This window comes from Streptosporangium sp. G12 (genome assembly GCF_052983175.1).
Map to the genome: position 1 here is coordinate 241,443 of NZ_JBRIQO010000007.1, position 21,831 is coordinate 263,273.

Genomic DNA, 21,831 nt, shown 5'->3' on the forward strand with positions numbered 1-21,831 from the left:
CGACCACCAACCCGTACTTGTCGGTAGGCTGGCGACACTATGCCTGAGACCACCGTCGTTCACCTCCTGCGCCACGGTGAGGTGCACAATCCCGCCAATGTCCTGTACGGCAGGCTTCCCGACTACCACCTCTCCGACAACGGCCGGCAGATGGCAGAGACGGTGGCCAAGACGGTCGCCGGACGAGATGTCACCGCGCTGTTCTCCTCGCCGCTGGAGCGGGCCCAGGAGACGGCGGCGCCGCTCGTCGCGACCTTCGGCCTGGACGTCACGGTCGACGAGCGGCTCATCGAGGCCGAGAACATCTTCGAGGGGCTCTCCCTCGGCAAGGGTGACAGTCTCTTCCGCAACCCGCGCTTCTACCGTTACCTGTGGAACCCGCTCCGCCCCTCCTGGGGGGAGCGCTACACCCACATGGTCAGCCGGATGAGGGCCGCGATCGAGACCGCCCGCGACGCGGCGCGCGGTCATGAGGCGATCATGGTCAGCCACCAGCTCCCGATCTGGACCGTCAGGCTCGCCGCCGAGGGCAGGCGCCTGCCGCACGATCCGCGCCGCAGGCAGTGCGGCCTCGCCAGCCTCACGAGCTTCTCCTTCGAGGGAAACCGTCTGATCGGCGTCGGATACAGCGAGCCCGCGGCGGCGCTCGTCAAACGCCCCACTGTGCCGGGCGCCTGACCTCGCCGGTACAGTGATTGCTCTACCGGTTGTAGTACAGGGAGCCTCCGTCACCCATGCGCGCACAATCCTTCGCCGCCGCCGCGCTGCTCGTCGCCGTGGCCGGATGCGCCGGAACCCAGGGATCGCAGCCGCAGACCGGCGACACCCGCTTCGTGGCCGGTGACGGCAAGATCACCCTGTTCCAGGCCGCGGACCGCAAGGTCGCCCCGAAGGTGGAGGGGGAGACCCTCGACGGGGGCACCGCGACCCTCGCGGCCCACAAGGGCAAGATCGTGGTGCTCAACTTCTGGGCCTCCTGGTGCGCGCCCTGCCGGGCCGAGGCGCCGGTGCTCAAGGACATCTCCGCCAAGACGAAGGCCGACGGCGTGGAGTTCCTCGGCATCGACTTCAAGGACCGCAAGGCCGACGCGCTCGCGTTCGAGCGCAGCCACCAGTCCGGTTACCCGAGCATCTTCGACCAGCCGGGCAAGGTCGCGCTCTCCTTCCAGGGCACGGTCCCGCCCGCCGCCATCCCCTCCACCCTGATCATCGACCGCCAGGGCCGGATCGCCGCCAGGGCCCTGGGCGCGGTCAAGTACAGCGACCTCCTCGCCGCCGTGACCAAGGTCCGCGATGAGGGATAACGGCTCCGGGCGACGGCCGGGCCCGCGATGAACGCCGACCTCGTGGGCACCGTCGCGAGCGGCTCGCTGGCGCTGGCGCTGCCGATCGCGGTCGCGGCCGGGCTGGTGTCGTTCCTGTCGCCGTGCGTGCTGCCGCTGGTCCCCGGCTACCTGTCGTACGTGACCGGCATGAGCGCCGACCCCAGGCGGGGACGCATGGTCGCGGGCGTCGTGCTGTTCGTCCTGGGCTTCGCGACCGTGTTCGTGGCCGGGGGAGCGCTCTTCGGCGGCCTCGGCGCGGCCCTGTTCGGCAACGCCGCGATCATCACGCGGGTGCTGGGCGCCCTCACGATCGTGCTCGGCCTGGCCTTCATGGGGGTCGTCCCGGGTCTGCAGCGCGACTTCCGCATCCACCGGCTCCCGGCCGCCGGCCTGGCCGGGGCACCCCTGCTCGGCCTGGTGTTCGGCCTGGGCTGGACCCCCTGTATCGGCCCCACCCTCGGGGTCGTGCTCACCCTCGGACTGAACGAGGGCAGCGCCGGTCGCGGCGCGATACTCGCCTTCGCGTACGCGCTCGGCCTCGGCCTGCCGTTCGTGGCGGCCGGGCTGGCGTACAGCAGGGCGCTGAGGACGTTCAAGGCGGTGCGCCGGCACTCGCAGCTGATCACGCGGGCGGGCGGCGTCATGCTGGTCGTCGTCGGCGTGCTGCTCGTCACCGGGCTCTGGGAGCAGCTCGTCGCGATGACGCAGGGCTGGGTCGGCGGATTCGAGCCGGTGATCTGATGGTGTCCGTCGGCCCGAGGACGGGAGAGCGAGCGGTGAGCGAGACGCGGCGGCCCACGGGCTTCGGGGTCGTGGGGTGGGCGCGCTGGTTCTGGCGGACGCTCACCTCGATGCGGACCGCGCTGATCCTGCTGTTCCTGTTCGCCCTGGGCTCCATCCCCGGCTCGATCTGGCCGCAGCGCGGCGTCTCCGACGCCAAGGTCGCCCAGTACTTCGACGACAGTCCCCGGCTCGCCGAGTGGCTGGACAGGTTCTGGCTGTTCGACGTGTTCCGGGCGCCCTGGTTCGCCGCGATCTACCTTCTGCTGTTCGTGTCCCTGATCGGCTGCGTGCTCCCCCGCACCGCGACCCACCTGCGGGAGCTGCGCAGGAAGCCGCCCGCCGCGCCGCGCAACCTGAGCAGGCTGCCGCAGCACGCCTCCTTCGAGGCCGGCCTCACCGTGGAGGAGGCCGTCAAGAGGCTGCGCGCCAGGCGGTTCCGGGTGACCACCGGTCCCGGCTGGGTCGCCGGGGAGAAGGGCTACCTGCGCGAGACCGGCAACCTGCTGTTCCACGTGGCCCTGCTCGGCCTGCTGGTCGCGGTCGGGGCCGGGGCGCTGTACGGCTACCGGGGCAACGTGCTGGTCGTGGAGGGCGAGGGCTTCGCCAACACGGTCGCGGCCTACGACCGCTACATGCCCGGCCAGCAGGTGAACGCCGAGTCGCTGGAGCCGTTCTCCTTCACCGTCGACGATTTCCAGGCGACCTACATCGCCAAGGGCGAGAAGGCGGGGCAGGCCCTCGACTACGAGGCCAGGCTCAAGGTCGAGGACGCCCCGGGCGCCGCCCCGCGCGACTACGTCCTGAAGGTCAACGAGCCGCTGGACGTCAACGGCACGCTGAGTTACCTGATCGACCACGGCTACGCGCCGACCTTCAGGATCACCGACGGCAAGGGCCAGGTCGCCTTCGACGGGCCGGTGCCCTGCCTGGTCGTCCAGCCCGCCACCTTCACCTCAGAATGCGTGATCAAGGTTCCGGACGCGCAGCCCGAGCAGCTCGGCATCCTCGTCGGCTTCCTGCCGACGACCGTCCCGATGGGCGCCGAGTGGGTGTCGGTCTTCCCTGGCGCCGCCAACCCCACCGCCCAGGTGTACGGCGCCTTCGCCGGTGACCTGGGCCTGAAGGACGGCCGGCCGCAGTCGGTCTACGAGCTCGATCAGGCGAGTCTGAAGAAGATGAAGCCGCTGGTCATGAAGGCCGACCCGCTGGCGGTCGGCAAGAAGCTCACCCTCCCGAACGGCGCGGGCTCGATCGAGTTCACCGGCGTCAGGGAGTGGATCGCCCTGCAGATCACCCACGACCCGGGCCGGATGCCCGCGCTCGTGGCCTCGGTCCTCGCCGTCGTCGGTCTCGTACTGACCCTGACCGTCCGCCGCCGCAGGGTGTGGGTGCGGATCAACGAGGGCCGCGAGGTCGAGGTGGGTGGCCTCACGCGCACCGAGGGTGACGATTTCAGCGAGGAGTTCACCGAGATCGTCTCCGCTTTGAACCCAGGAGTTCCCGATTCAGGAGTGAAGGATGTCCGCTGAGGTCGACGCCGGCCTCGCCACGTTGAGCGACCAGCTCATCCTGGCGACGGTGCTGCTCTACGTCTCCGCAATGATCGCCTACGCCCTCGACCTGGCCTTCGGCCGGTCGGCGGGGGCGTCGGCCCGTGCGGACCGGCCCGTTCTGGCCACCGTCGGCGGGGGCGCCGCCCCGGACGGCACCGGCTCCGCCGCCGAGGGCGGTCCCGCGGAGAAGGCGCCGCCCGCCTGGGCGGTGTGGGCGGGACCGGTGGCCGTCGGGCTGAGCTGGCTCGGCTGGGCCGCCAACCTCGCCTCCCTCCTCACCCGCGGCCTGGCCGTGGACCGGTGGCCGTGGGGCAACATGTACGAGTTCGTGGTCGCGATGTGCTTCGCGGCGGTGAGCGCGTTCCTGTTCATGCAGCTCCGCTACCCGGTCCGCTTCCTGGGCGCGTTCGTCACGGTCGCCGCCGCGCTGGGGCTCGGTTTCGCCGTACGGTACCTGCACGTGCAGGCCGGCCCCGTGGTGCCCGCGCTGAACTCGTACTGGGTCGCGATCCACGTGTCCGCAGCCATCGTCGCCAGCGGGCTGTTCATCGTGGCCGGAGTCTCCGGCATCCTCTACCTGGTCAGGAAGGACACCGCGGTCCGGCTGCCGTCCCGGCGGGACCTGGAGCGGGTCGCGCACCGGGCCATCGTGATCGGCTTCCCGATCTGGACCTTCGCCGTCATCGCCGGGGCGCTCTGGGCGGACAAGGCGTGGGGTCGTTACTGGGGCTGGGACCCCAAGGAGATCTGGGCGTTCATCACCTGGATCGCCTACGCCGCGTACCTGCACGCCAGGGCCACCGCGGGCTGGAAGGGAAAGGCGGCCATGATCGTGCAGCTCGTCGCCTTCGCCTGCCTGCTGTTCAACCTGGTCGGGGTGAACATTTTCCTCGGGGGACTGCACTCCTACGCCGAGGTTCCCGGCTGATTCCCGGCACCGAGCTGATTCTCGACGCCGAGATTTCCTCGGGCCGAATTTTCACGCTGGAATTTTCCGTCGAATTCCCGCGCCGGAGTTCACGCTGATTTCCCGCCGGATTCCCGGAGGGTTTCCGCGCCGGAATTCCCGGTCGATCGGCCGTACCGGCCACACCGGCCGGTCGATCGCCGTCTCAGTCGTCGTCGCGCAGGCGGCGGTCGAGGTCCTTGAGGAAGTCGGGGTCGTCGTCGGGGCCTTTCGGGGCCTCGGCGCGCGGCGGCCTTTCCTCGGACAGGAGCGATCGTGGCGCTCTGGGGCCGGTCGGCCGACCGAGTAGCAGCCAGAAGGCTCCCCCGGCGATCGGCATCAGCACCACGATGAGCACCCAGAGAAGTTTGGGCAGGTTCCTGGACTCCTCGTCCGGCGTGGTGATGACGTCGAACAGGCAGTAAAGCCAGAAGGCGAGTATCGCCAGACCGACAAGCAGGGGCATGCCCGAACTGTAAGCCATCGTGAGGCCTGCTGCGGTCCGGCTCCGCGTTACGGATGACTGGCAAGGGTCCGACCCCGTACCGTGGACCCGTTGCCACTTCCCCAGGGGGTGTGATGGCACATTCGGGCGACAAGGGCCGCCATCGACGGCGGTGGTGGCAGCGAGGTCCGACCACGCGTGCGGAGAGTGCCCTCAGGGAGGCTCCGCGTGAGGTCCCCCGCGAGGCCGAGCGCCGGGTCGGGACGGTCACGGCCCCGGTGGCCGACCGGCCGCAGTACACCTGGAAGGACTTCGAGCTCGACGATGAGAGCCCCCGGGCCCAGCCCAACTCCCCCGACACCCCGGACCTGGGCGACGGCCTGCGCCACTGCGGGCGCCTGGAGCGCATCCTGCACCGCCAGTGGGACTCTCGGAGGGAGACACCGCCCCCCGAGGTCGTACGGGCTGTGGAGAGCCTGGCGAGGCTGCCCGACGGGCTGAAGGACAAGCTGGCCGACGGTCTCGACGGCATCTACGTCGGCGCGGGCGGGGTGCCCGACCTGGACGACATGGGATACCTGCGCGGCGCGCCGCTTCCCTCGGGCCGGGCGACGTGGGACGTGTGCGCGGGGGCGTACGGCGACCGCAAGATCGTGGTGGGAGACCGGCCCTCGCCCACCCCCGACGTGATGATGCACGAGGTCGGGCACGCCCTGGACGACGTGGACGCCCCCCACGGCGACTGGGTCTCCGACTCCCCGGAGTTCGCCGCCCTCTACGCCCAGTGCGTCCCCGCGCTGGCCTCGGGGTTCCATCTCCAGTCGGGCGACCTGGGCCGCAAGGAGTTCTTCGCCGACGCCTTCGCCGCGATCGTCTCCCGGCAGCGCCCCGCACTGGTCGACATGCTGGGCGGCGACACGCGAATGGCGCTCAACGTCATGTTGTTCTTCAACCGGCGCTACGGAATCTAGGTGATCTGGATGTACGTCGTCAGACTCGCTGACGGGACCCTGCGCGTGCCGCAGACCCTGGCCAGCGATGACGGGCGTCTGATCGGCAATGCCTACGTGGAGGTCTCTCCGGGGGATCCCGACTACGACCGCTGGCTGGCCGAGTCGCTCACCGAGGAGGAGTGGGCCGAGCGGCGGCGGCGGTGGCTGGAGGAGAACGACGAGCTGGAGCGGGAGTTCCTGGCCTTCAAGGCCGAGCAGGAGACCTGAAGGGCTTCGAGGCCGCGGCGGGGGCCTGGGCCGGCTTCGAGGCCGGGGGCTTGGGCCGGGCGGGAGAGCCGGTACCGGGGGATCGGGGCCGGGGCGCGCCGGGTGGTTCCGGACGCGGAACGCGGCGGGCCCGGCGGCGCGGGTGGCCCGGTGACGGGGGAGGTCACCGTCCGTGTCGTGTCGTACCTCACACGACTCCACGGTGACCCTGCGGCTTCCGGGTAAGGCGCGCAGGATCACCGATGGTGTGACGTCCTAAGTCGTCAGACGCGCGGGGACTCGCCTGCCGGCCGTTCGGCCGTCAAGACGTCCTCTCCACGCAGAAGGGCGTGCACTTCCGACTCGCGGAAACGCCGGTGCCCTCCGGGGGTACGGATGCTGCTGATACGGCCTGCCGCGGCCCAGCGTGTAACCGTCTTTGGGTCGACCCGGAAGAGGGCGGCAACCTCTCCGGGCGTCAGCAGACGCTCGCTGCTACTCTCCACAATCTCTCCCCCTCGCATCCCGCTTCCTGCCAGCGGGCGGACAGGTAACCAGTGTGCCGAGCGAAGCCTGATTTATCCGTGGTTTTCAACAAAGATCACGGGTTGTTATCTACTGCCTGCCCGATTGTTATATGATAGAGCCTTTTTGGGACTCTCGTGGGTGTTTCTTTACGAAACAGATCTCTTGGGAAGACTAGCAGCGCTCGCAGTAGATGCGAAGAGTTACCCGTGCGGCCACCGCGATCGAGGCCGCGCGGGCGAGGTGACGTAGCCTTGACACCGTGCGCCCCGTCATCGTTTACACCGCGTCCCGGGCCGGTCTGCTGGCCGTGACTCTGGGAGTGCTCTATATCCTCGGCCTGCGCGAGCCCCTGGGCCTGCTGATCGCCGCATTCCTGATCAGCGGTGTGGCCAGTTACGTCCTGCTCTCGAAGCAGAGAGACGCGATGAGCGAGCGAATCACTAAGAATCGGGAGTGATCGGCAACGGGAACATGCCGACTCGGGCATGGTACTCGTGACCAAGGCGAGTTGTGTCACTACCAACCAGTAATCCGCCGGGATGCGCGAGGAATGCCTTGATCCCGATTCCGCGGTCCCGCGTCGGGTTCCATGCCAGGGCCCTGCCGGTGCGCGGGTGGATGGCGCCGATCCCCGGCCGCGCCACCGCCCCGGGGCCCGCCGAGTCGCGGCCGTCCGGATTGTTCAGCCAGCGCTGGTGCCCGCCGACGTAGACGGCCGCCCCCGTCGCCGCCACCGCGTACAGCGAGTCACCCCCGGTGTGGTTCACCCACGTCGGGCGCACCACGCCGGTCTCGAACGGGACGCCGGTCTCGAACCGGGCGGCGGTGTCGCACATCCTGTCCCGCCCCCCGGGCCCGCCGGTCGTGACGACGGCGAGATGGCTCCCGTCGGGAGCGAAGTCCAGGCCCCGCACGTAGCCGGGGAAGTCGGCCCTGCATCGGCCCCGGTAGGCGTCGGTCCGCCACGGCGCCACCGCGGCGGGTGAGGCGACGAGACCCGGCGACGGGGCGTCCGGCGCGGTGGCGTTCGGCGCGGTGACGGCCGGGGGGGTGACGGTGATCAGGCCGAGCTGGGCCCGCGGCAGGCCGCCGAGCGTGGTGAAGTCGCCGCCGACCGCGAGCCTGCCGTGGCTGAGGGAGATCGCGTGGACCCTGGTCCTGCCTCCCCGGGGCGCGCCCGGCTCGATGGTGAAGGACGGGTCGGCCTCGCCGGTGACGGCGTCGATCCTGGCCAGTGCCGTACGGGCGACGGGGCCGACGTGGGTGAAGTCGCCGCCCGCGTAGAGGTGCCGGCCGAGCCTGGCCAGACCGGTGACCGTGCCGCCGCGGACCTGGGCGCCGAAACGGGACACCGGGGAGCCGTCGGAGAGCCGGAGCAGGGCCAGGCCCCGCGTCTGCGCGCCGCCGGTCCTCGTGAACCGCCCGCCCGCGTAGACGGTGCCGCGGACCCCCGCCGCCAGGGCCTGGACCGGGCGGTCGAGGCGCGGCGCGAAGCCGGGCAGGATCCGGCCGGTGGCCAGGTCGTAGGCGAAGAGGTTGGCGCGCGGCAGCACTCTCGCCGCCCCCGCGCTGCCGGCCTCGCGCACCTCGCCGAACGAGCCGCCGACCACCACGGTGCCGCCCACCAGCGCGATGGCGTTGACGATCCCGTCGAGCACGTGGGGAGTGGTGTTCGCCGGATCGGCCGAGACGATCCCGCTGTGCTTCGTGGTGCCGGCGGCGGCGATCCCGGGGGGGACCAGAGTTAGGACCGCGACCAGCAGGTAAGTGGCTCTGGCAAACATTCGACAATTTTTAGCATGCTCTGGGTGATGGAATGACTACTTTCCGTGGACTATCGGGGCGGGCCTAGGGTGGGAGTCATGACGCGCGCTTCTCTGGACAAGCAGCCGCACGAGGTCGCCGCGATGTTCGATCGCACGGCCAGGCGGTACGACTTCGTCAACGACGTTATCTCCCTGGGCCAGGTCCGGCTGTGGCGCAAGGCCACCGCCGCGGCCGTCGACGCGGGCCCCGGTGAGCTGGTCCTCGACCTCGGCGCGGGCACCGGTACGTCGACCGACGCGTTCACCGCGCTGGGCGCCCGCGCCATCGCCTCCGACTTCTCGCTCGGCATGCTGAGCACCGGGGTGAGGCGCAGGGGCGGCTCGGGCATCTCCGGGGGCGGGGTGCGGGGCGTCAGCTTCGTCGCGGGCGACGCGTTGCGGCTGCCCTTCGCCGACGGCGTCTTCGACGCGGTGACGATCTCCACGGCCCTGCGCAACGTGCACGACACCGGCCGGGCGCTGCGCGAGATGTACCGGGTGGCCAGGCCGGGCGCGCGGCTGGTGATCCTGGAGTTCTCGCACCCGACGCCCAGGTCGTTCGACCTCGTATACTCGCAGTACCTGATGAAGCTGATGCCGCGGGCCGCGAAGCTCTTCGGTTCCAACGACGACTCCTACGAGTATCTGGCGGAGTCGATCAGGGCCTGGCCGGACCAGGCGGGGTTGGCGAGGATCATTCAGGGAGCGGGCTGGGAGCGGGTCGCCTGGCGCAACCTGAGCCTGGGAATCGTGGCCCTGCACCGCGCGTACAAGCCCGCGTAGCGCCTCGCGTGGAAGATTGGCGACGAGGGCAACACCCGCCTGACACTTTGCCCCGCAAAGGCGTTAGACTTCGGCCCGACAAGTTTGTGAAGCTCTTCACAAAGGAACGAAAGGCCCCTCACTCCGAGGCCCCCACAGCGTGTAGGACAGGACAGGTCCCGTGACCGTGCCAGCCGCCACACAGCGGAAAGTCGCTGAGGCTGACGCCGACGTCATCGTCGTCGGCGCCGGGCCCGCCGGTTCGACAACCGCATTCCACCTCGCGCAGGCCGGGCTCGACGTCCTGCTGCTCGAGAAGACCACCTTCCCCCGCGAGAAGGTCTGCGGCGACGGGCTGACGCCCCGAGCGGTCAAGCAGCTCATCGCGATGGGGATCGACATCGACGCCCCCGGCTGGGTCCGCAACAAGGGCCTGCGCGTGGTCGGCGGCGGGATGCGCTTCGAGCTCGACTGGCCGGAGCTGTCGAGCTTCCCCGACTTCGGCCTGGTGCGCACCCGCCAGGACTTCGACGAGATCCTGGCCGCCAACGCGGTCAAGGCGGGCGTCCGCCTGCTGCAGGGGGTGAACGTCACCGCCCCGGTCCTCGACGACCGCAGCGGGCACATCGTCGGCGTGGTCGCCAAGCGGGACGGCGAGGAGGTCACCTACCGCTCCCGGCTGGTGGTCGCCGCCGACGGCAACTCCACCCGCATCTCCCTGGCGATGGGGCTGCACAAGCGCGAGGACCGCCCGATGGGCGTCGCGGTGCGGACGTACTTCGAGAGCCCCCGCCACGACGACGACTACCTGGAGACCTGGCTGGAGCTGTGGGACGGCGACACCCTGCTGCCCGGCTACGGCTGGATCTTCGGTGTCGGCGACGGCACCTCCAACGTGGGCCTGGGGCTGCTGAACACCAGCGAGTCCTTCAAGGGCATGGACTACCGCGACCTGCTCAAGCGCTGGGTGAAGGGCATGCCCCCAGAGTGGGGCTACGTCGAGGAGAACATGACGACCCCCATCAGGGGCGCCGCGCTGCCGATGGCCTTCAACCGCCAGCCGCACTACACGCGGGGCCTGGTGCTGGTCGGCGACGCCGGCGGGATGATCAACCCGTTCAACGGCGAGGGCATCGCGTACGCGATGGAGACCGGCCACATCGCCGCCGAGACGATCGTCCAGGCGCTCGGCAGGGTCACCCCCGCGCAGCGGGAGCGCGTGCTGCGCGCCTACCCTCGGACGTTGAAAGACGCATACGGTGGTTACTTCACCCTCGGCAGGGGATTCGTGGAGCTGATCGGGCACCGCGGTGTGATGAACTTCGCGACGCGTCACGCGCTGCCGCACCCCCACCTGATGCGGTTCGCGCTCAAGCTCCTTGCTAATCTCACCGACCGGCGGGGTGACGCGTCCGACCGCATCATCAACGCCCTGTCGAAGGTGGCGCCACCGGCATGAGAGCGACGAGGGCCGGACACCTGGAACCGGGGGCGATGATCGCCCTGCCTAGACTTTCGAAATACACCACAACGCAGAGCTACGCGCCGGCGCGCGTGGAGATGGGAGAGGAGGCGTAGCGATGGAGTTGTACGCACCCATCCTGGTGCTCGCCGTTCTCGCGGCGGGATTTGCGATCTTCTCGGTGACGATCGCCCCCTTCACCGGTCCCAAGCGCTGGAACCGCGCGAAACTCGACGCCTACGAATGCGGCATCGAGCCGACGCCCCAGCCCGTGGGCGGAGGCCGCTTCCCGCTGAAGTACATGGTCACCGCGATGCTGTTCATCGTGTTCGACATCGAGATCATCTTCCTCTACCCGTGGGCGGTCGCGTTCGACCAGCTCGGGCTGTTCGGGTTGGTCGAGATGCTGCTGTTCATCGTCACCGTGCTCGTGGCCTACGCGTACGTGTGGCGCCGCAAGGGTCTGGACTGGGACTAGATATGGGTCTTGAAGAGAAACTTCCGAGCGGGTTCATGCTCAGCACGGTCGAGCAGGTCGCCGGCTGGGCGCGCAAGAACTCCGTCTGGCCGGCGACGTTCGGTCTCGCCTGCTGTGCCATCGAGCTGATGTCCACCGGCGGTCCCAAGCACGACCTGGCGCGCTTCGGCATGGAGCGCGCCTCGGCGTCTCCGCGCCAGGCCGACCTGATGATCGTCGCGGGACGGCTGTCGCAGAAGATGGCCCCGGTGCTGCGCCAGATCTACGACCAGATGGCCGAGCCCAAGTGGGTCATCGCGATGGGCGTCTGCGCCTCCAGCGGCGGCATGTTCAACAACTACGCGATCGTGCAGGGCGTCGACCACGTCGTCCCCGTCGACATCTACCTGCCCGGCTGCCCGCCGCGGCCCGAGATGCTCATCGACGCAATCGTCAAGTTGCACGACAAGATCCAGAACACGAAGTTCGGCGCGCACCGCGCCAAGCAGATCGACGAGCTCGAACTGCAGGCCCTGCGGACGCTGCCGCTGATCGACCAGGGGACCGCCAAATGACGAGCGAACCCGCTGACAACCTCCCCGAGGTTCCGGAGGAGCCGATCGCCCACCTGGGCATGTTCGGCGCCTCGGGCACCGGCGACACCTCCGGCTACGGCCGCCTCGTCGTGCGGCGCAAGCCCGAGCTGTCCAGCGCCCGCCCGTACGGCGGCTACTTCGACACCGTCGCCGACGAGCTGGAGCGCGCCCTCGGCGGCGATCTCGGCGACGCCGTCGAGCGCGTGGTGGTCGACCGCGGCGAGCTGACCTTCCACGTCAGGCGCGAGCGCCTGCTCGACGTCGTCAAGGTCCTGCGCGACGACCCCGCCCTGCGCTTCGAGCTCTCGCTCGGCGTCTCCGGCGTGCACTACCCCCACCTGGTGGGCCAGGAGCTGCACGCGGTGATCCACCTGTGCTCGATCACGCACAACCGCCGCCTGCGCGTCGAGGTCTCCTGCCCCGACGACGACCGGCACATCCCCTCCACGGTCTCGGTGTACCCGACCCACGACTGGCACGAGCGCGAGACCTGGGACTTCTTCGGCATCGTCTTCGACGGGCACCCGGCGCTGACCCGCATCATGATGCCCGACGACTGGGACGGTCACCCCCAGCGCAAGGACTACCCGCTCGGCGGCATCCCGGTCGAGTACCGCGGCGCCGAGATCCCCGCGCCGGACCAGAGGAGGTCCTACACATGAGCGTCCCCTACCAGGAGACGAAGGAGACCATCGGCGGCCCGTACGACGCGTACGACGAGGCCACCGAGGGCAAGGTCTACACCGTCTCGGGCAACGACTGGACGGAACTGGTCGAGACCCTCTCCGGCCAGCAGGACCAGCAGCTCGTCATCAACATGGGCCCCCAGCACCCGTCCACGCACGGCGTGCTCCGCCTGGTCCTGAACCTGGACGGCGAGACGGTCACCGAGGCCCGCACGGTCATCGGCTACCTGCACACCGGCATCGAGAAGAACCTCGAATACCGGACGTGGACCCAGGGCACGACGTTCGTCACCCGGATGGACTACCTGGCGCCGATCTTCAACGAGACCGCCTACTGCATGGGCGTCGAGCGGCTGCTGGGCATCACCGACCGGATCCCCGAGCGGGCCCAGGCCATCCGCGTGATGATGATGGAGCTCACCCGGATCTCCTCGCACATGGTGGCCATCGGCACCTTCGGCATGGAGCTGGGCGCGACCACGCCGTTCCTCTTCGGGTCCCGCGAGCGCGAGATGGTGCTCGACGTGATGGAGTACATCACCGGCCTGCGGATGAACATGGCCTACGTCCGGCCCGGAGGCGTCTCGGTCGACCTGCCCGCCGGCGCCGTCGACAAGGTCGGCGAGCTGCTCAAGGTCATGCCGGGGCGCATCAAGGACATGCGCAAGATGCTCGACGCGAACCCGGTGTACCTGGCCCGTACCAAGGACGTCGCCTACCTCGACCTCACCGGCTGCATGGCGCTGGGCGTCACCGGCCCGATGCTGCGGGCCGCCGGCCTGCCGTGGGACCTGCGCAAGTCGCAGCCCTACTGCGGCTACGAGACCTACGAGTTCGACGTCCCGACGGAGAAGACCGCCGACGTCTACGGCCGCTACCTGGTGCGGGTGGCCGAGATGGAGGAGTCGCTCAAGATCATCGAGCAGGCGCTCGACCGCCTCTCCGGGCCGCTCAAGAACGACCGGGTGATGATCGACGACAAGAAGATCGGCTGGCCCGCGCAGCTCGCGCTCGGCCCCGACGGCCTGGGCAACTCGCCCGACCACATCGCGCACATCATGAGCGGCTCCATGGAGGCGCTGATCCACCACTTCAAGCTGGTGACCGAGGGTTTCCGGGTCCCGGCCGGGCAGGCGTACGCCTCGGTCGAGTCGCCCCGCGGCGAGCTCGGCGCCCACGTGGTCAGCGACGGCGGAACCCGCCCCTACCGCGTACACTTCCGCGATCCGTCCTTCACGAACCTGCAGGCCATGCCCGCGACGTGTGAGGGCGGCATGGTCGCCGACGTCATCTCGGCGGTGGCCTCGATCGACCCGGTGATGGGAGGTGTCGACCGATGAGCTCCAGCAAGGGCCCGGCCGGCCAGTCGGCGAACGCGGCGGACGAGAGGCTCGACGCGAGCACGGGCACCGGCCTGACGGGCGAGAGCGCCCTCGGGACGAGCACCGCCCTGGGCGGCGAGCCCTCGAACGAGGCCGCCCGCGCGGGTGGCGAGGAGGTGAGCGCGACCGTGAGCAAGGGGTACGCGCCGGAGGTGCGGGAGCGCCTGGAGCGCGACGCCAAGGAGATCATCGGCCGCTACCCGAAGCCGCGGTCGGCCCTGCTGCCCCTGCTGCACCTGGTGCAGTCGGAGGACGGCTACGTCTCCGACGACGGCCACGAGTTCTGCGCCGAGATGCTCGGCCTGAGCAAGGCCGAGGTCGTGGGCGTCTCCACCTTCTACACGATGTACAAGCGCAGGCCGATGGGCCAGTACCACGTGGGCGTGTGCATCAACACGCTCTGCGCGGTCATGGGCGGCGACCAGATCTGGGAAGAGCTGTCCGAGCACGCGGGCGTCGGTCACGACGAGACGACCCCCGACGGCAAGGTCTCGCTGGAGCGGCTGGAGTGCAACGCCGCCTGCGACTTCGCCCCGGTGATGATGGTCAACTGGGAGTTCTTCGACAACCAGACCCCGGCCTCGGCCAAGCAGCTCGTCGACGACCTCAGGGACGGCAAGGAGATCTCCCCGACCCGGGGGCCGAAGAAGCTCTGCACGTTCAAGGAGGCCTCGCGGGTGCTCGCGGGCCTGCCCGACGGCCTGGCCGGCGACGGCCCCTCGGCGAACGGTCCCTCCCTGGAGGGTCTGAAGATCGCCAAGGCCAAGGGATGGAAGGCTCCGGAGGCGTGAGCGTGCCACGGCGAGGAGCCACCAGGAGCGGGCGTGCCGGTCAGACCGGCGCGTGCGGGCGCAACGAGCGTGCCGGCAGGCACGGAGCGGCCTCGTCACGGAGCGACGGGCTGCCAGGCGAGGAGACGAAGTGACCACTCTCACCCCGGTTCTGACCGCGAACTGGGACCAGCCCAACTCCTTCACCCTGGAGGGCTACGGCGACTACTCGGCGGCCGAGAAGGCGCTGGGCATGGACCCCGACGCCGTCATCCAGGCCGTCAAGGACTCCGGACTGCGCGGCCGAGGCGGCGCGGGCTTCCCCACCGGCATGAAGTGGGGCTTCATCCCCCAGGGTGACGGCAAGCCGCACTACCTGGTGGTCAACGCCGACGAGTCCGAGCCCGGCACGTGCAAGGACATCCCGCTGATGATGGCCAACCCGCACTCGCTGGTCGAGGGCGTCATCATCACCGCGTACGCGATCCGGGCCAACCACGCCTTCATCTACGTGCGCGGCGAGGTCGTGCACGTCGTGCGCCGCCTGCAGGCGGCCGTGGCCGAGGCGTACGCCAAGGGCTATCTCGGCACCGACCTGTTCGGCTCCGGTTTCGACCTCGAGCTGGTCGTGCACAGCGGGGCGGGCGCCTACATCTGTGGCGAGGAGACGGCGCTGCTCGACTCGCTGGAGGGCTATCGCGGCCAACCTCGGCTCAAGCCCCCCTTCCCCGCCGTGGCGGGCCTGTACGCCTCGCCGACAGTGGTGAACAACGTCGAGTCGGTCGCGAGTGTTCCCTCCATCATCGCCAACGGCGCCGACTGGTTCGCCGGGATGGGCACGGAGAAGTCCAAGGGCTTCGGCATCTTCTCGCTGAGCGGCCACGTGACCACGCCCGGTCAGTACGAGGCTCCGCTCGGCATCACGCTGCGCGAGCTGCTGGAGATGTCCGGCGGCATCCGCGAGGGCCACCGGCTCAAGTTCTGGACCCCCGGCGGGTCGAGCACCCCGATCTTCACCGACGAGCACCTCGACGTCCCGCTGGACTTCGAGTCCGTCGGCGCGAAGGGCTCGATGCTCGGCACCCGGGCCCTGCAGATCTTCGACGAGACCACCTGCGTGGTGCGCGCCGTGCTCCGCTGGACCGAGTTCTACGCGCACGAGTCGTGCGGCAAGTGCACCCCCTGCCGGGAGGGCACCTACTGGCTCAAGCAGGTGCTCAAGCGGCTGGAGAAGGGTCAGGGCACCGAAGAGGACCTGACCACGATCACCGACATCGCCGACAACATCCTGGGGCGCTCCTTCTGCGCCCTGGGCGACGGGGCCACCAGCCCCATCCACTCGTCGGTGAAATACTTCCGCGACGAATACCTCAAGCACTTCGAGATCGGCGGCTGCCCGTTCGATCACGCCCCGTCCACGGTGTGGGGTGCCCAGTGAGCGCGCGGACCCCGGCAACCGGCAAGCACAGCACCGTCTCGGTCATGAGGCCGACGGAGGAGACGCCATGACCGTCGAAGCCACCACCCCGGCGCAGCAGGTGCCGGTGAACCTGGTCACCGTCACCATCGACGGCTTCCAGGTGAGCGTCCCGAAGGGCACCCTGATCATCCGGGCGGCCGAGCTGCTCGGCATCCAGATCCCCCGGTTCTGCGACCACCCGCTGCTGGAACCGGCCGCCAACTGCCGCCAGTGCCTGGTGGACATCCCCGACGCCGGCAACGGCCGCGGCTTCCCCAAGCCGCAGCCCTCCTGCGCGATCGAGGTCGCCGAGGGCATGGTCGTCCAGACCCAGCTCACCTCCCCGGTCGCCGAGAAGGCGCAGCGCGGCGTGATGGAGCTGCTGCTCCTGAACCACCCGCTCGACTGCCCGGTCTGCGACAAGGGCGGCGAGTGCCCGCTGCAGAACCAGGCCATGTCCAACGGCCAGGGCGAGAGCCGCTTCGTGGAGAAGAAGCGGACCTTCGACAAGCCGGTCGCGCTCTCCTCCGAGGTGCTGCTCGACCGCGAGCGCTGCGTCCAGTGCGCGCGCTGCATCCGCTTCTCCGACGAGATCGCCGGCGACCCGCTCATCGACTTCTTCGAGCGCGGGGCCAAGGAGCAGGTCGCCACCGCCGACGGCCGCCCGTTCGAGTCCTACTTCTCCGGCAACACCGTGCAGATCTGCCCGGTGGGCGCGCTCACCGGTGCCGCGTACCGCTTCCAGGCCCGCCCGTTCGACCTGGTCTCCACACCCAGCGCCTGCGAGCACTGCGCGAGTGGCTGCTCCCTGCGCACCGACCACCGGCGCGGCAAGGTCACCCGCCGCCTGGCCGGGGACGACCCCGAGGTCAACGAGGAGTGGAACTGCGACAAGGGTCGCTGGGCCTTCACCTACGCGACCCAGCCCGACCGGCTGAAGACCCCCCTCGTCCGTGACGAGGAGGGGCGCCTGGTCCCGGCCTCCTGGCCCGAGGCGTTCGCCGCGGCCGCCAAGGGCCTGTCCGCCGCGCGCGGGCGCGCCGGCGTGCTGGTCGGCGGTCGCCTCACCGTCGAGGAGGCGTACGGGTACGCGAAGTTCGCCCGGATCGCTCTCGGCACCAACGACATCGACTTCCGTGCCAGGCCGCACTCCGAGGAGGAGGCGCGGTTCCTGGCGCACGCCGTCGCCGGCAAGGGCATCGAGGTCCGCTACGCCGACCTGGAGAAGGCGCCCGCGGTGCTCCTGGCGGGCTTCGAGCCCGACGAGGAGTCGCCGATCGTCTTCCTGCGCCTGCGCAAGGCGGCGCGCAAGAAGGGCCTGAAGGTCTTCTCGGTCGCGCCGTTCGCCGGCCCCGGGCTCGCCAAGATGGGCGGCACCCTGATCCCGGCGGTGCCGGGCTCGGAGACCGCCGTCCTGGAGGACCTGGCCGGCGTGGACGCGATCGCCGCCGAGGCGATCAGGCAGCCGGGCGCGATCATCCTGGCCGGTGAGCGGCTCGCCACCGTGCCGGGCGCGCTGTCGGCGCTGCTGCGGCTCGCCGGCTCCACCGGCGCCCGCCTGGCCTGGATCCCGCGCCGCGCCGGTGAGCGCGGGGCCGTCGAGGCCGGGGCGCTGCCGAACCTGCTGCCGATCGGCCGCCCGGTCGGCGACGAGACCGCCCGCGCCGAGGTGGCCAGGGCGTGGGACGTCGCCTCCCTGCCCGAGGGCGAGGGCCGCGACACCACCGCCATGCTGGCGGCGGCGCTCGACGGCGAGCTCGACGCCCTCGTCATCGCCGGTGTCGACCCCTACGACCTGCCGGCGCCGCAGGCCGCGCTGCTCGCTCTGGAGAACACCCCGTTCATCGTGAGCCTGGAGCAGCGCGCCAGCGCGGTCACCGACCGCGCCGACGTGGTGCTCCCCGTCGCCGTGGTGGCCGAGAAGTCGGGCACCTTCGTCGACTGGGAGGGACGCGGGCGCACCTTCGCCGAGGCGCTCCCGGTTCCGGGGATCATGAGCGACCTGCGGGTCGTCTCCGCGATCGCCGACGCGATGGACGTGCACCTCGGCCTGCCCGACCCCGCCGCCGCCCGCCGCGAGCTCAGCTCGATCGGCGCGTGGCGCGGCCCCAGGGCCGCCGCCCCCGACGCGGCCGGCCGGGCCGCCGCCGGGCCGAAGGCGGGGGAGGCCGTGCTGGCCAGCTGGCACCTGCTGCTCGACGACGGCCGCATGCAGGCCGGAGAGCCGTACCTGGCGGGCACCGCCCGCCGGGCCGAGGCGCTGGTGTCGGAGTCCACCGCGGCCGAGTCGGGCCTGGTCGACGGCGGCGAGATCGTCGTCAGCAGCGAGCGCGGCTCGCTGAGCCTGCCCGTGCGGATCGCGGACCTGCCCGACCGGGTGGTGTGGCTGCCGGCCAACTCCGCGGGCCGCTCGGTCACCCGGGACCTGCGCGCCGTCGCCGGTGACGTGGTCGCGATCGGCGCCTCCTCCGGGAACGCCGCGTCCAACGGGGGCGCCTCCGTCGCGCCCGCAGCCGCGAGCCCGGTCACGCCGGGTTCGGCGAGCACCGTCGCGGGCATCGGCGCGGCCACTGACACCGGGTCCGACGAGCGTGCCACCGGCACGACGGCCGGCGAGGCACGCGCCGCCGGCGAAGCCAACGAGGAGCGGTAATGAACGCCCGGACTCTTCTAGCGGCCGATCCGAGCCTCGCCGACTTCGGCAAGGACCCGCTCTGGATCAGCATCATCAAGGCCGCCGTCATCTTCATCGTCCTGATGCTGGGCGTGCTGTTCGGTGTGTGGTTCGAGCGCAAGCTCATCTCCCGCATGCAGAACCGGTACGGCCCCAACCGGGCGGGCAAGTTCGGGTTGCTCCAGTCGGTGGCCGACGGTCTCAAGATGGGGCTGAAGGAAGACCTGATGCCCCGGACCGTCGACAAGGTGATCTACTTCATCGCCCCGGTCGTCCTGGCGGTCCCGGCCTTCCTCGCCTTCTCCGTCATCCCGATGGGCCCGATGGTCTCGATGTTCGGGGTGCAGACGCCGCTGCAGCTCACCGACCTGCCGGTCGCGGTGCTGCTGGTGCTCGCGATGGCCTCGATCGGCGTGTACGGCATCGTGCTGGCCGGCTGGGGCTCGCGCTCCCCCTACTCGGTGCTCGGCGGCCTGCGGGCCAGCGCCCAGGTGGTCTCGTACGAGATCGCGATGGGCCTGTCGTTCGTCGGCGTCTTCCTGTTCGCCGGGACCCTCTCCACCTCGGAGATCGTCGCGGCGCAGGCCAACGGCGGGGTGCTCACGCTGGGCGGCCTGGAGATCCCGCTGCCCTCCTGGTACATGATCCTGCTGATCCCGTCCTTCCTGATCTACATCATCACGATGCTGGGCGAGACCAACCGGGTCCCCTTCGACCTGCCCGAGGGCGAGGGCGAGCTGGTCGGCGGCTTCCAGACCGAATACTCCAACTCGTTGAAGTTCGCGGTCATCATGCTCGCCGAGTACGTCAACGTCTTCGTGGTCTCCGCGGTCTCCATCACCCTGTTCATGGGCGGCTGGCGGGCCCCGTGGCCGATCTCCATGTGGGACGGGGCCAACACCGGCTGGTGGCCGCTGCTGTGGTTCTTCCTCAAGATGGTGCTGGTCTTCTCCTTCTTCGTCTGGTGCCGCGCCTCGCTGCCGCGTGTCAGGTACGACCAGCTGATGGCCCTCGGCTGGAAGATCCTCATCCCGGTCAACCTGGCCTGGATCATGCTCGTCGCCACGGTCAAGGCCCTGCGGCTGGACAACGTCGACCAGTCGGTCGTGTTCATCGTGCTCGCGGCCGTGCTGGTCGGCTGCTTCGGGATCTGGTGGCGTTTCGACAGCGTGCTGCAGAGGCGCAAGGAGGCCAGGGCCGCCCAGGTCCAGGCCGAGTTCGAGCAACTCCAAGCCGAGCCGTCCGCCGGTGGCTTCCCGGTGCCGCCGCTCGACCTGCCGCACTACCACGGTGTAGCGCGCAAGGAGGTTCCCAGTGGGAGCAACTGATTGGCTGAATCCCATCAAGGGATTCGGCGTGACCTTCCACACGATGTTCAAGAAGGTCGAGACGGTCAACTACCCCGAGGAACAGCGGCCCACGGCCCCGCGCTTCCACGGCCGGCACCAGCTCAACCGCTGGCCCGACGGCCTGGAGAAGTGCGTCGGCTGCGAGCTGTGCGCCTGGGCCTGCCCGGCCGACGCGATCTTCGTCGAGGGTGCGGACAACACCGACGAGGAGCGGTTCTCGCCGGGTGAGCGCTACGGGCGCACCTACCAGATCAACTATCTGCGGTGCATCCTGTGCGGCCTGTGCATCGAGGCCTGCCCGACACGGGCGCTCACGATGACCAACGAGTACGACCTCGCCGACAGCAGCCGTGAGAGCCTCATCTACACCAAGGAGATGCTGCTCGCGCCGCTCGGCCCCGGCATGGAGGTCCCGCCGCACCCCATGCGTCTCGGCGAGACCGAAGAGGACTACTACCGGCTGGGACGCAACAATGGGTGAGACCATCACGTTCTGGGTTCTGGCGGTCGTCTCGGTGGGGGCGGCCTTCGGGCTCGTCTTCAGCCGCAAGGCGGTCTACTCGGCGCTGATGCTGGGCGTCGTCATGCTGTCGCTGGCCGTGCTGTACGCGGTCCAGGACGCCCCCTTCCTCGCCGCGGTGCAGATCATCGTCTACACCGGCGCGGTCATGATGCTCTTCCTGTTCGTCCTGATGCTCGTCGGCGTCGACTCCGCCGACTCGCTGGTCGAGACGATCAGGGGACAGCGTCTGTGGGCGTTCGTCGCGGGCATGTCCTTCGCGGCGCTGCTCGCCCTGGGCGTCGGCAACGCCGTCTACGCCCCGCCCACCGGCCTCGCCACGGCCGTGGAGGGGGCGGGCGGCAACGTGCCCTCGCTGGCGCAGCTCATCTTCACCAGGTACGTCTTCGCCTTCGAGGTCACCTCGGCGCTGCTGATCACCGCCGCGCTCGGCGCGATGGTGCTGGCGCACCGCGAGCGCGTCCGGCCCAAGGCCACCCAGCGCGACCTGGCCCGCGCCCGCTTCACCGGCCCGCAGCCCTCGCCGCTGCCGGGGCCCGGCACCTACGCGCTGCACAACGCGATCGACATGCCGGCCCTGCTGCCCGACGGCACGGTCGCGGAGAAGTCCATCAACCGGGTGCTCGCCCGGCACGAGATCGAGGACGGCTTCGCGCCGACCGACCCGGCGAAGGCGGCGCTCATCAAGCAGGTCCTGGAGAAGGAGGCGGCGCAGGGCCGTGACTCCGACCAGGACGACGAGCCCGTCCATGTGAGGGACGCGGCACTCCAGCAGGAGGACGGCAAGTGACCACTCACTACCTGGTGCTCTCCGCGCTGCTGTTCGCGATCGGCGCCGTCGGTGTGCTGGTGCGGCGCAACGCGATCGTGGTGTTCATGTGCGTGGAGCTCATGCTCAACGCCTGCAACCTCGCGTTCGTCACCTTCGCCAGGCAGCAGGGCAACCTGGACGGCCAGATCATCGCGTTCTTCGTGATGGTGGTGGCCGCGGCCGAGGTCGTGATCGGCCTCGCCATCATCGTGATGATCTTCCGAACCCGCAGGTCCGCGTCGGTGGACGACGCCAACCTGCTGAAGTACTAAGAGGTGGCCGTGGAACCCGCTGAGATCATCCAGCATTCCGGGGGCGT

The 21,831-nt window shown here is 70.0% G+C and carries 24 protein-coding genes; 21 read left to right on the forward strand and 3 right to left on the reverse strand.

The window, feature by feature from the left end; translation table 11 throughout:
- Positions 1 to 39: 39 nt before the first annotated feature.
- From ACVCAG_RS13435 to ccsA, 5 genes are read left to right on the forward strand one after another with little or no spacing between them, the layout of a single operon-like run.
- Positions 40 to 678: a histidine phosphatase family protein gene (locus ACVCAG_RS13435; RefSeq protein WP_440083892.1), complete on the forward strand. Its 639-nt coding sequence runs from the start codon at positions 40 to 42 to the stop codon at positions 676 to 678.
- A gap of 56 nt (positions 679 to 734) precedes the next feature.
- Positions 735 to 1,304, forward strand: coding sequence for a redoxin domain-containing protein (locus tag ACVCAG_RS13440; RefSeq protein ID WP_440083893.1), 570 nt, complete (start codon positions 735 to 737; stop codon positions 1,302 to 1,304).
- A 27-nt stretch (positions 1,305 to 1,331) separates the two neighbouring features.
- Positions 1,332 to 2,066 carry a cytochrome c biogenesis protein CcdA gene (locus ACVCAG_RS13445; RefSeq protein ID WP_440083894.1) on the forward strand — a complete coding sequence of 245 codons (735 nt, stop codon included), beginning with the start codon at positions 1,332 to 1,334 and terminating at the stop codon, positions 2,064 to 2,066.
- Positions 2,066 to 3,637, forward strand: coding sequence for a cytochrome c biogenesis protein ResB (gene resB / locus ACVCAG_RS13450; RefSeq protein WP_440083895.1), 1,572 nt, complete (start codon positions 2,066 to 2,068; stop codon positions 3,635 to 3,637). Before ACVCAG_RS13445 ends, resB begins: the two co-directional genes overlap by 1 nt.
- A complete protein-coding gene (gene ccsA / locus ACVCAG_RS13455) occupies positions 3,627 to 4,589 on the forward strand; it encodes a cytochrome c biogenesis protein CcsA (RefSeq protein WP_440083896.1) in 963 nt (320 codons plus the stop codon). Before resB ends, ccsA begins: the two co-directional genes overlap by 11 nt.
- A gap of 184 nt (positions 4,590 to 4,773) precedes the next feature.
- Here ccsA and ACVCAG_RS13460 read toward each other — a convergent pair whose 3' ends face one another.
- On the reverse strand, positions 4,774 to 5,073 hold the full coding sequence (locus tag ACVCAG_RS13460) for a PLD nuclease N-terminal domain-containing protein (protein WP_440083897.1): 300 nt from the start codon (positions 5,071 to 5,073) through the stop codon (positions 4,774 to 4,776).
- A gap of 113 nt (positions 5,074 to 5,186) precedes the next feature.
- Between ACVCAG_RS13460 and ACVCAG_RS13465 the strand changes: the two genes are divergently transcribed.
- Complete coding sequence (locus tag ACVCAG_RS13465; RefSeq protein WP_440083898.1) at positions 5,187 to 6,023, forward strand: hypothetical protein; 837 nt, start codon at positions 5,187 to 5,189, stop codon at positions 6,021 to 6,023.
- Between the two features lie 9 nt (positions 6,024 to 6,032).
- Positions 6,033 to 6,272 carry a hypothetical protein gene (locus tag ACVCAG_RS13470; protein WP_440067964.1) on the forward strand — a complete coding sequence of 80 codons (240 nt, stop codon included), beginning with the start codon at positions 6,033 to 6,035 and terminating at the stop codon, positions 6,270 to 6,272.
- Between the two features lie 263 nt (positions 6,273 to 6,535).
- Here ACVCAG_RS13470 and ACVCAG_RS13475 read toward each other — a convergent pair whose 3' ends face one another.
- On the reverse strand, positions 6,536 to 6,775 hold the full coding sequence (locus ACVCAG_RS13475; protein ID WP_012887349.1) for a BldC family transcriptional regulator: 240 nt from the start codon (positions 6,773 to 6,775) through the stop codon (positions 6,536 to 6,538).
- A 263-nt stretch (positions 6,776 to 7,038) separates the two neighbouring features.
- On the opposite strand from ACVCAG_RS13475, the gene ACVCAG_RS13480 reads away from it, so the two are divergent.
- Positions 7,039 to 7,236, forward strand: a complete 198-nt coding sequence (locus tag ACVCAG_RS13480; RefSeq protein ID WP_362834612.1) for a DUF4229 domain-containing protein — start codon at positions 7,039 to 7,041, stop codon at positions 7,234 to 7,236.
- On the opposite strand, the gene ACVCAG_RS13485 is transcribed toward ACVCAG_RS13480, so the two are convergent.
- A complete protein-coding gene (locus tag ACVCAG_RS13485; protein ID WP_440083899.1) occupies positions 7,220 to 8,563 on the reverse strand; it encodes a hypothetical protein in 1,344 nt (447 codons plus the stop codon). The genes ACVCAG_RS13480 and ACVCAG_RS13485 overlap by 17 nt on opposite strands.
- Positions 8,564 to 8,641: 78 nt before the next feature.
- On the opposite strand from ACVCAG_RS13485, the gene ACVCAG_RS13490 reads away from it, so the two are divergent.
- The 13 genes from ACVCAG_RS13490 to nuoK all read left to right on the forward strand — a co-directional run bounded on the left by ACVCAG_RS13490 (position 8,642) and on the right by nuoK (position 21,784).
- Positions 8,642 to 9,367: a demethylmenaquinone methyltransferase gene (locus ACVCAG_RS13490; RefSeq protein WP_440083900.1), complete on the forward strand. Its 726-nt coding sequence runs from the start codon at positions 8,642 to 8,644 to the stop codon at positions 9,365 to 9,367.
- 160 nt (positions 9,368 to 9,527) lie between these two features.
- Positions 9,528 to 10,805, forward strand: a complete 1,278-nt coding sequence (locus ACVCAG_RS13495; protein ID WP_440083901.1) for a geranylgeranyl reductase family protein — start codon at positions 9,528 to 9,530, stop codon at positions 10,803 to 10,805.
- 121 nt (positions 10,806 to 10,926) lie between these two features.
- A complete protein-coding gene (locus ACVCAG_RS13500) occupies positions 10,927 to 11,286 on the forward strand; it encodes an NADH-quinone oxidoreductase subunit A (protein WP_440067972.1) in 360 nt (119 codons plus the stop codon).
- A 2-nt stretch (positions 11,287 to 11,288) separates the two neighbouring features.
- Positions 11,289 to 11,840 carry a NuoB/complex I 20 kDa subunit family protein gene (locus ACVCAG_RS13505; RefSeq protein WP_030916695.1) on the forward strand — a complete coding sequence of 184 codons (552 nt, stop codon included), beginning with the start codon at positions 11,289 to 11,291 and terminating at the stop codon, positions 11,838 to 11,840.
- Positions 11,837 to 12,523 (forward strand): NADH-quinone oxidoreductase subunit C, encoded by a 687-nt coding sequence (locus ACVCAG_RS13510; RefSeq protein ID WP_440083902.1) that lies wholly within the window; start codon positions 11,837 to 11,839, stop codon positions 12,521 to 12,523. The genes ACVCAG_RS13505 and ACVCAG_RS13510 overlap by 4 nt, the downstream gene beginning before the upstream one ends.
- Positions 12,520 to 13,887 (forward strand): NADH-quinone oxidoreductase subunit D, encoded by a 1,368-nt coding sequence (locus ACVCAG_RS13515; protein ID WP_440083903.1) that lies wholly within the window; start codon positions 12,520 to 12,522, stop codon positions 13,885 to 13,887. The genes ACVCAG_RS13510 and ACVCAG_RS13515 overlap by 4 nt, the downstream gene beginning before the upstream one ends.
- A gap of 158 nt (positions 13,888 to 14,045) precedes the next feature.
- Positions 14,046 to 14,720, forward strand: a complete 675-nt coding sequence (gene nuoE, locus ACVCAG_RS13520; protein ID WP_440083991.1) for an NADH-quinone oxidoreductase subunit NuoE — start codon at positions 14,046 to 14,048, stop codon at positions 14,718 to 14,720.
- Between the two features lie 130 nt (positions 14,721 to 14,850).
- Positions 14,851 to 16,137, forward strand: a complete 1,287-nt coding sequence (gene nuoF / locus ACVCAG_RS13525; RefSeq protein WP_440083904.1) for an NADH-quinone oxidoreductase subunit NuoF — start codon at positions 14,851 to 14,853, stop codon at positions 16,135 to 16,137.
- 67 nt (positions 16,138 to 16,204) lie between these two features.
- Positions 16,205 to 18,811 (forward strand): NADH-quinone oxidoreductase subunit G, encoded by a 2,607-nt coding sequence (locus ACVCAG_RS13530; protein WP_440083905.1) that lies wholly within the window; start codon positions 16,205 to 16,207, stop codon positions 18,809 to 18,811.
- Positions 18,811 to 20,160, forward strand: coding sequence for an NADH-quinone oxidoreductase subunit NuoH (nuoH, locus tag ACVCAG_RS13535; protein WP_440083906.1), 1,350 nt, complete (start codon positions 18,811 to 18,813; stop codon positions 20,158 to 20,160). The genes ACVCAG_RS13530 and nuoH overlap by 1 nt, the downstream gene beginning before the upstream one ends.
- Positions 20,147 to 20,662, forward strand: coding sequence for an NADH-quinone oxidoreductase subunit NuoI (gene nuoI / locus ACVCAG_RS13540; RefSeq protein WP_344747308.1), 516 nt, complete (start codon positions 20,147 to 20,149; stop codon positions 20,660 to 20,662). The genes nuoH and nuoI overlap by 14 nt, the downstream gene beginning before the upstream one ends.
- The gene (locus ACVCAG_RS13545) at positions 20,655 to 21,491 is read left to right on the forward strand and encodes an NADH-quinone oxidoreductase subunit J (protein WP_440083907.1); all 837 of its coding nucleotides are present in this window, start codon (positions 20,655 to 20,657) and stop codon (positions 21,489 to 21,491) included. The genes nuoI and ACVCAG_RS13545 overlap by 8 nt, the downstream gene beginning before the upstream one ends.
- Entirely contained in the window at positions 21,488 to 21,784 is a 297-nt protein-coding gene (gene nuoK, locus ACVCAG_RS13550) for an NADH-quinone oxidoreductase subunit NuoK (protein WP_329089089.1), read from the forward strand. Before ACVCAG_RS13545 ends, nuoK begins: the two co-directional genes overlap by 4 nt.
- Positions 21,785 to 21,831: the final 47 nt, after the last annotated feature.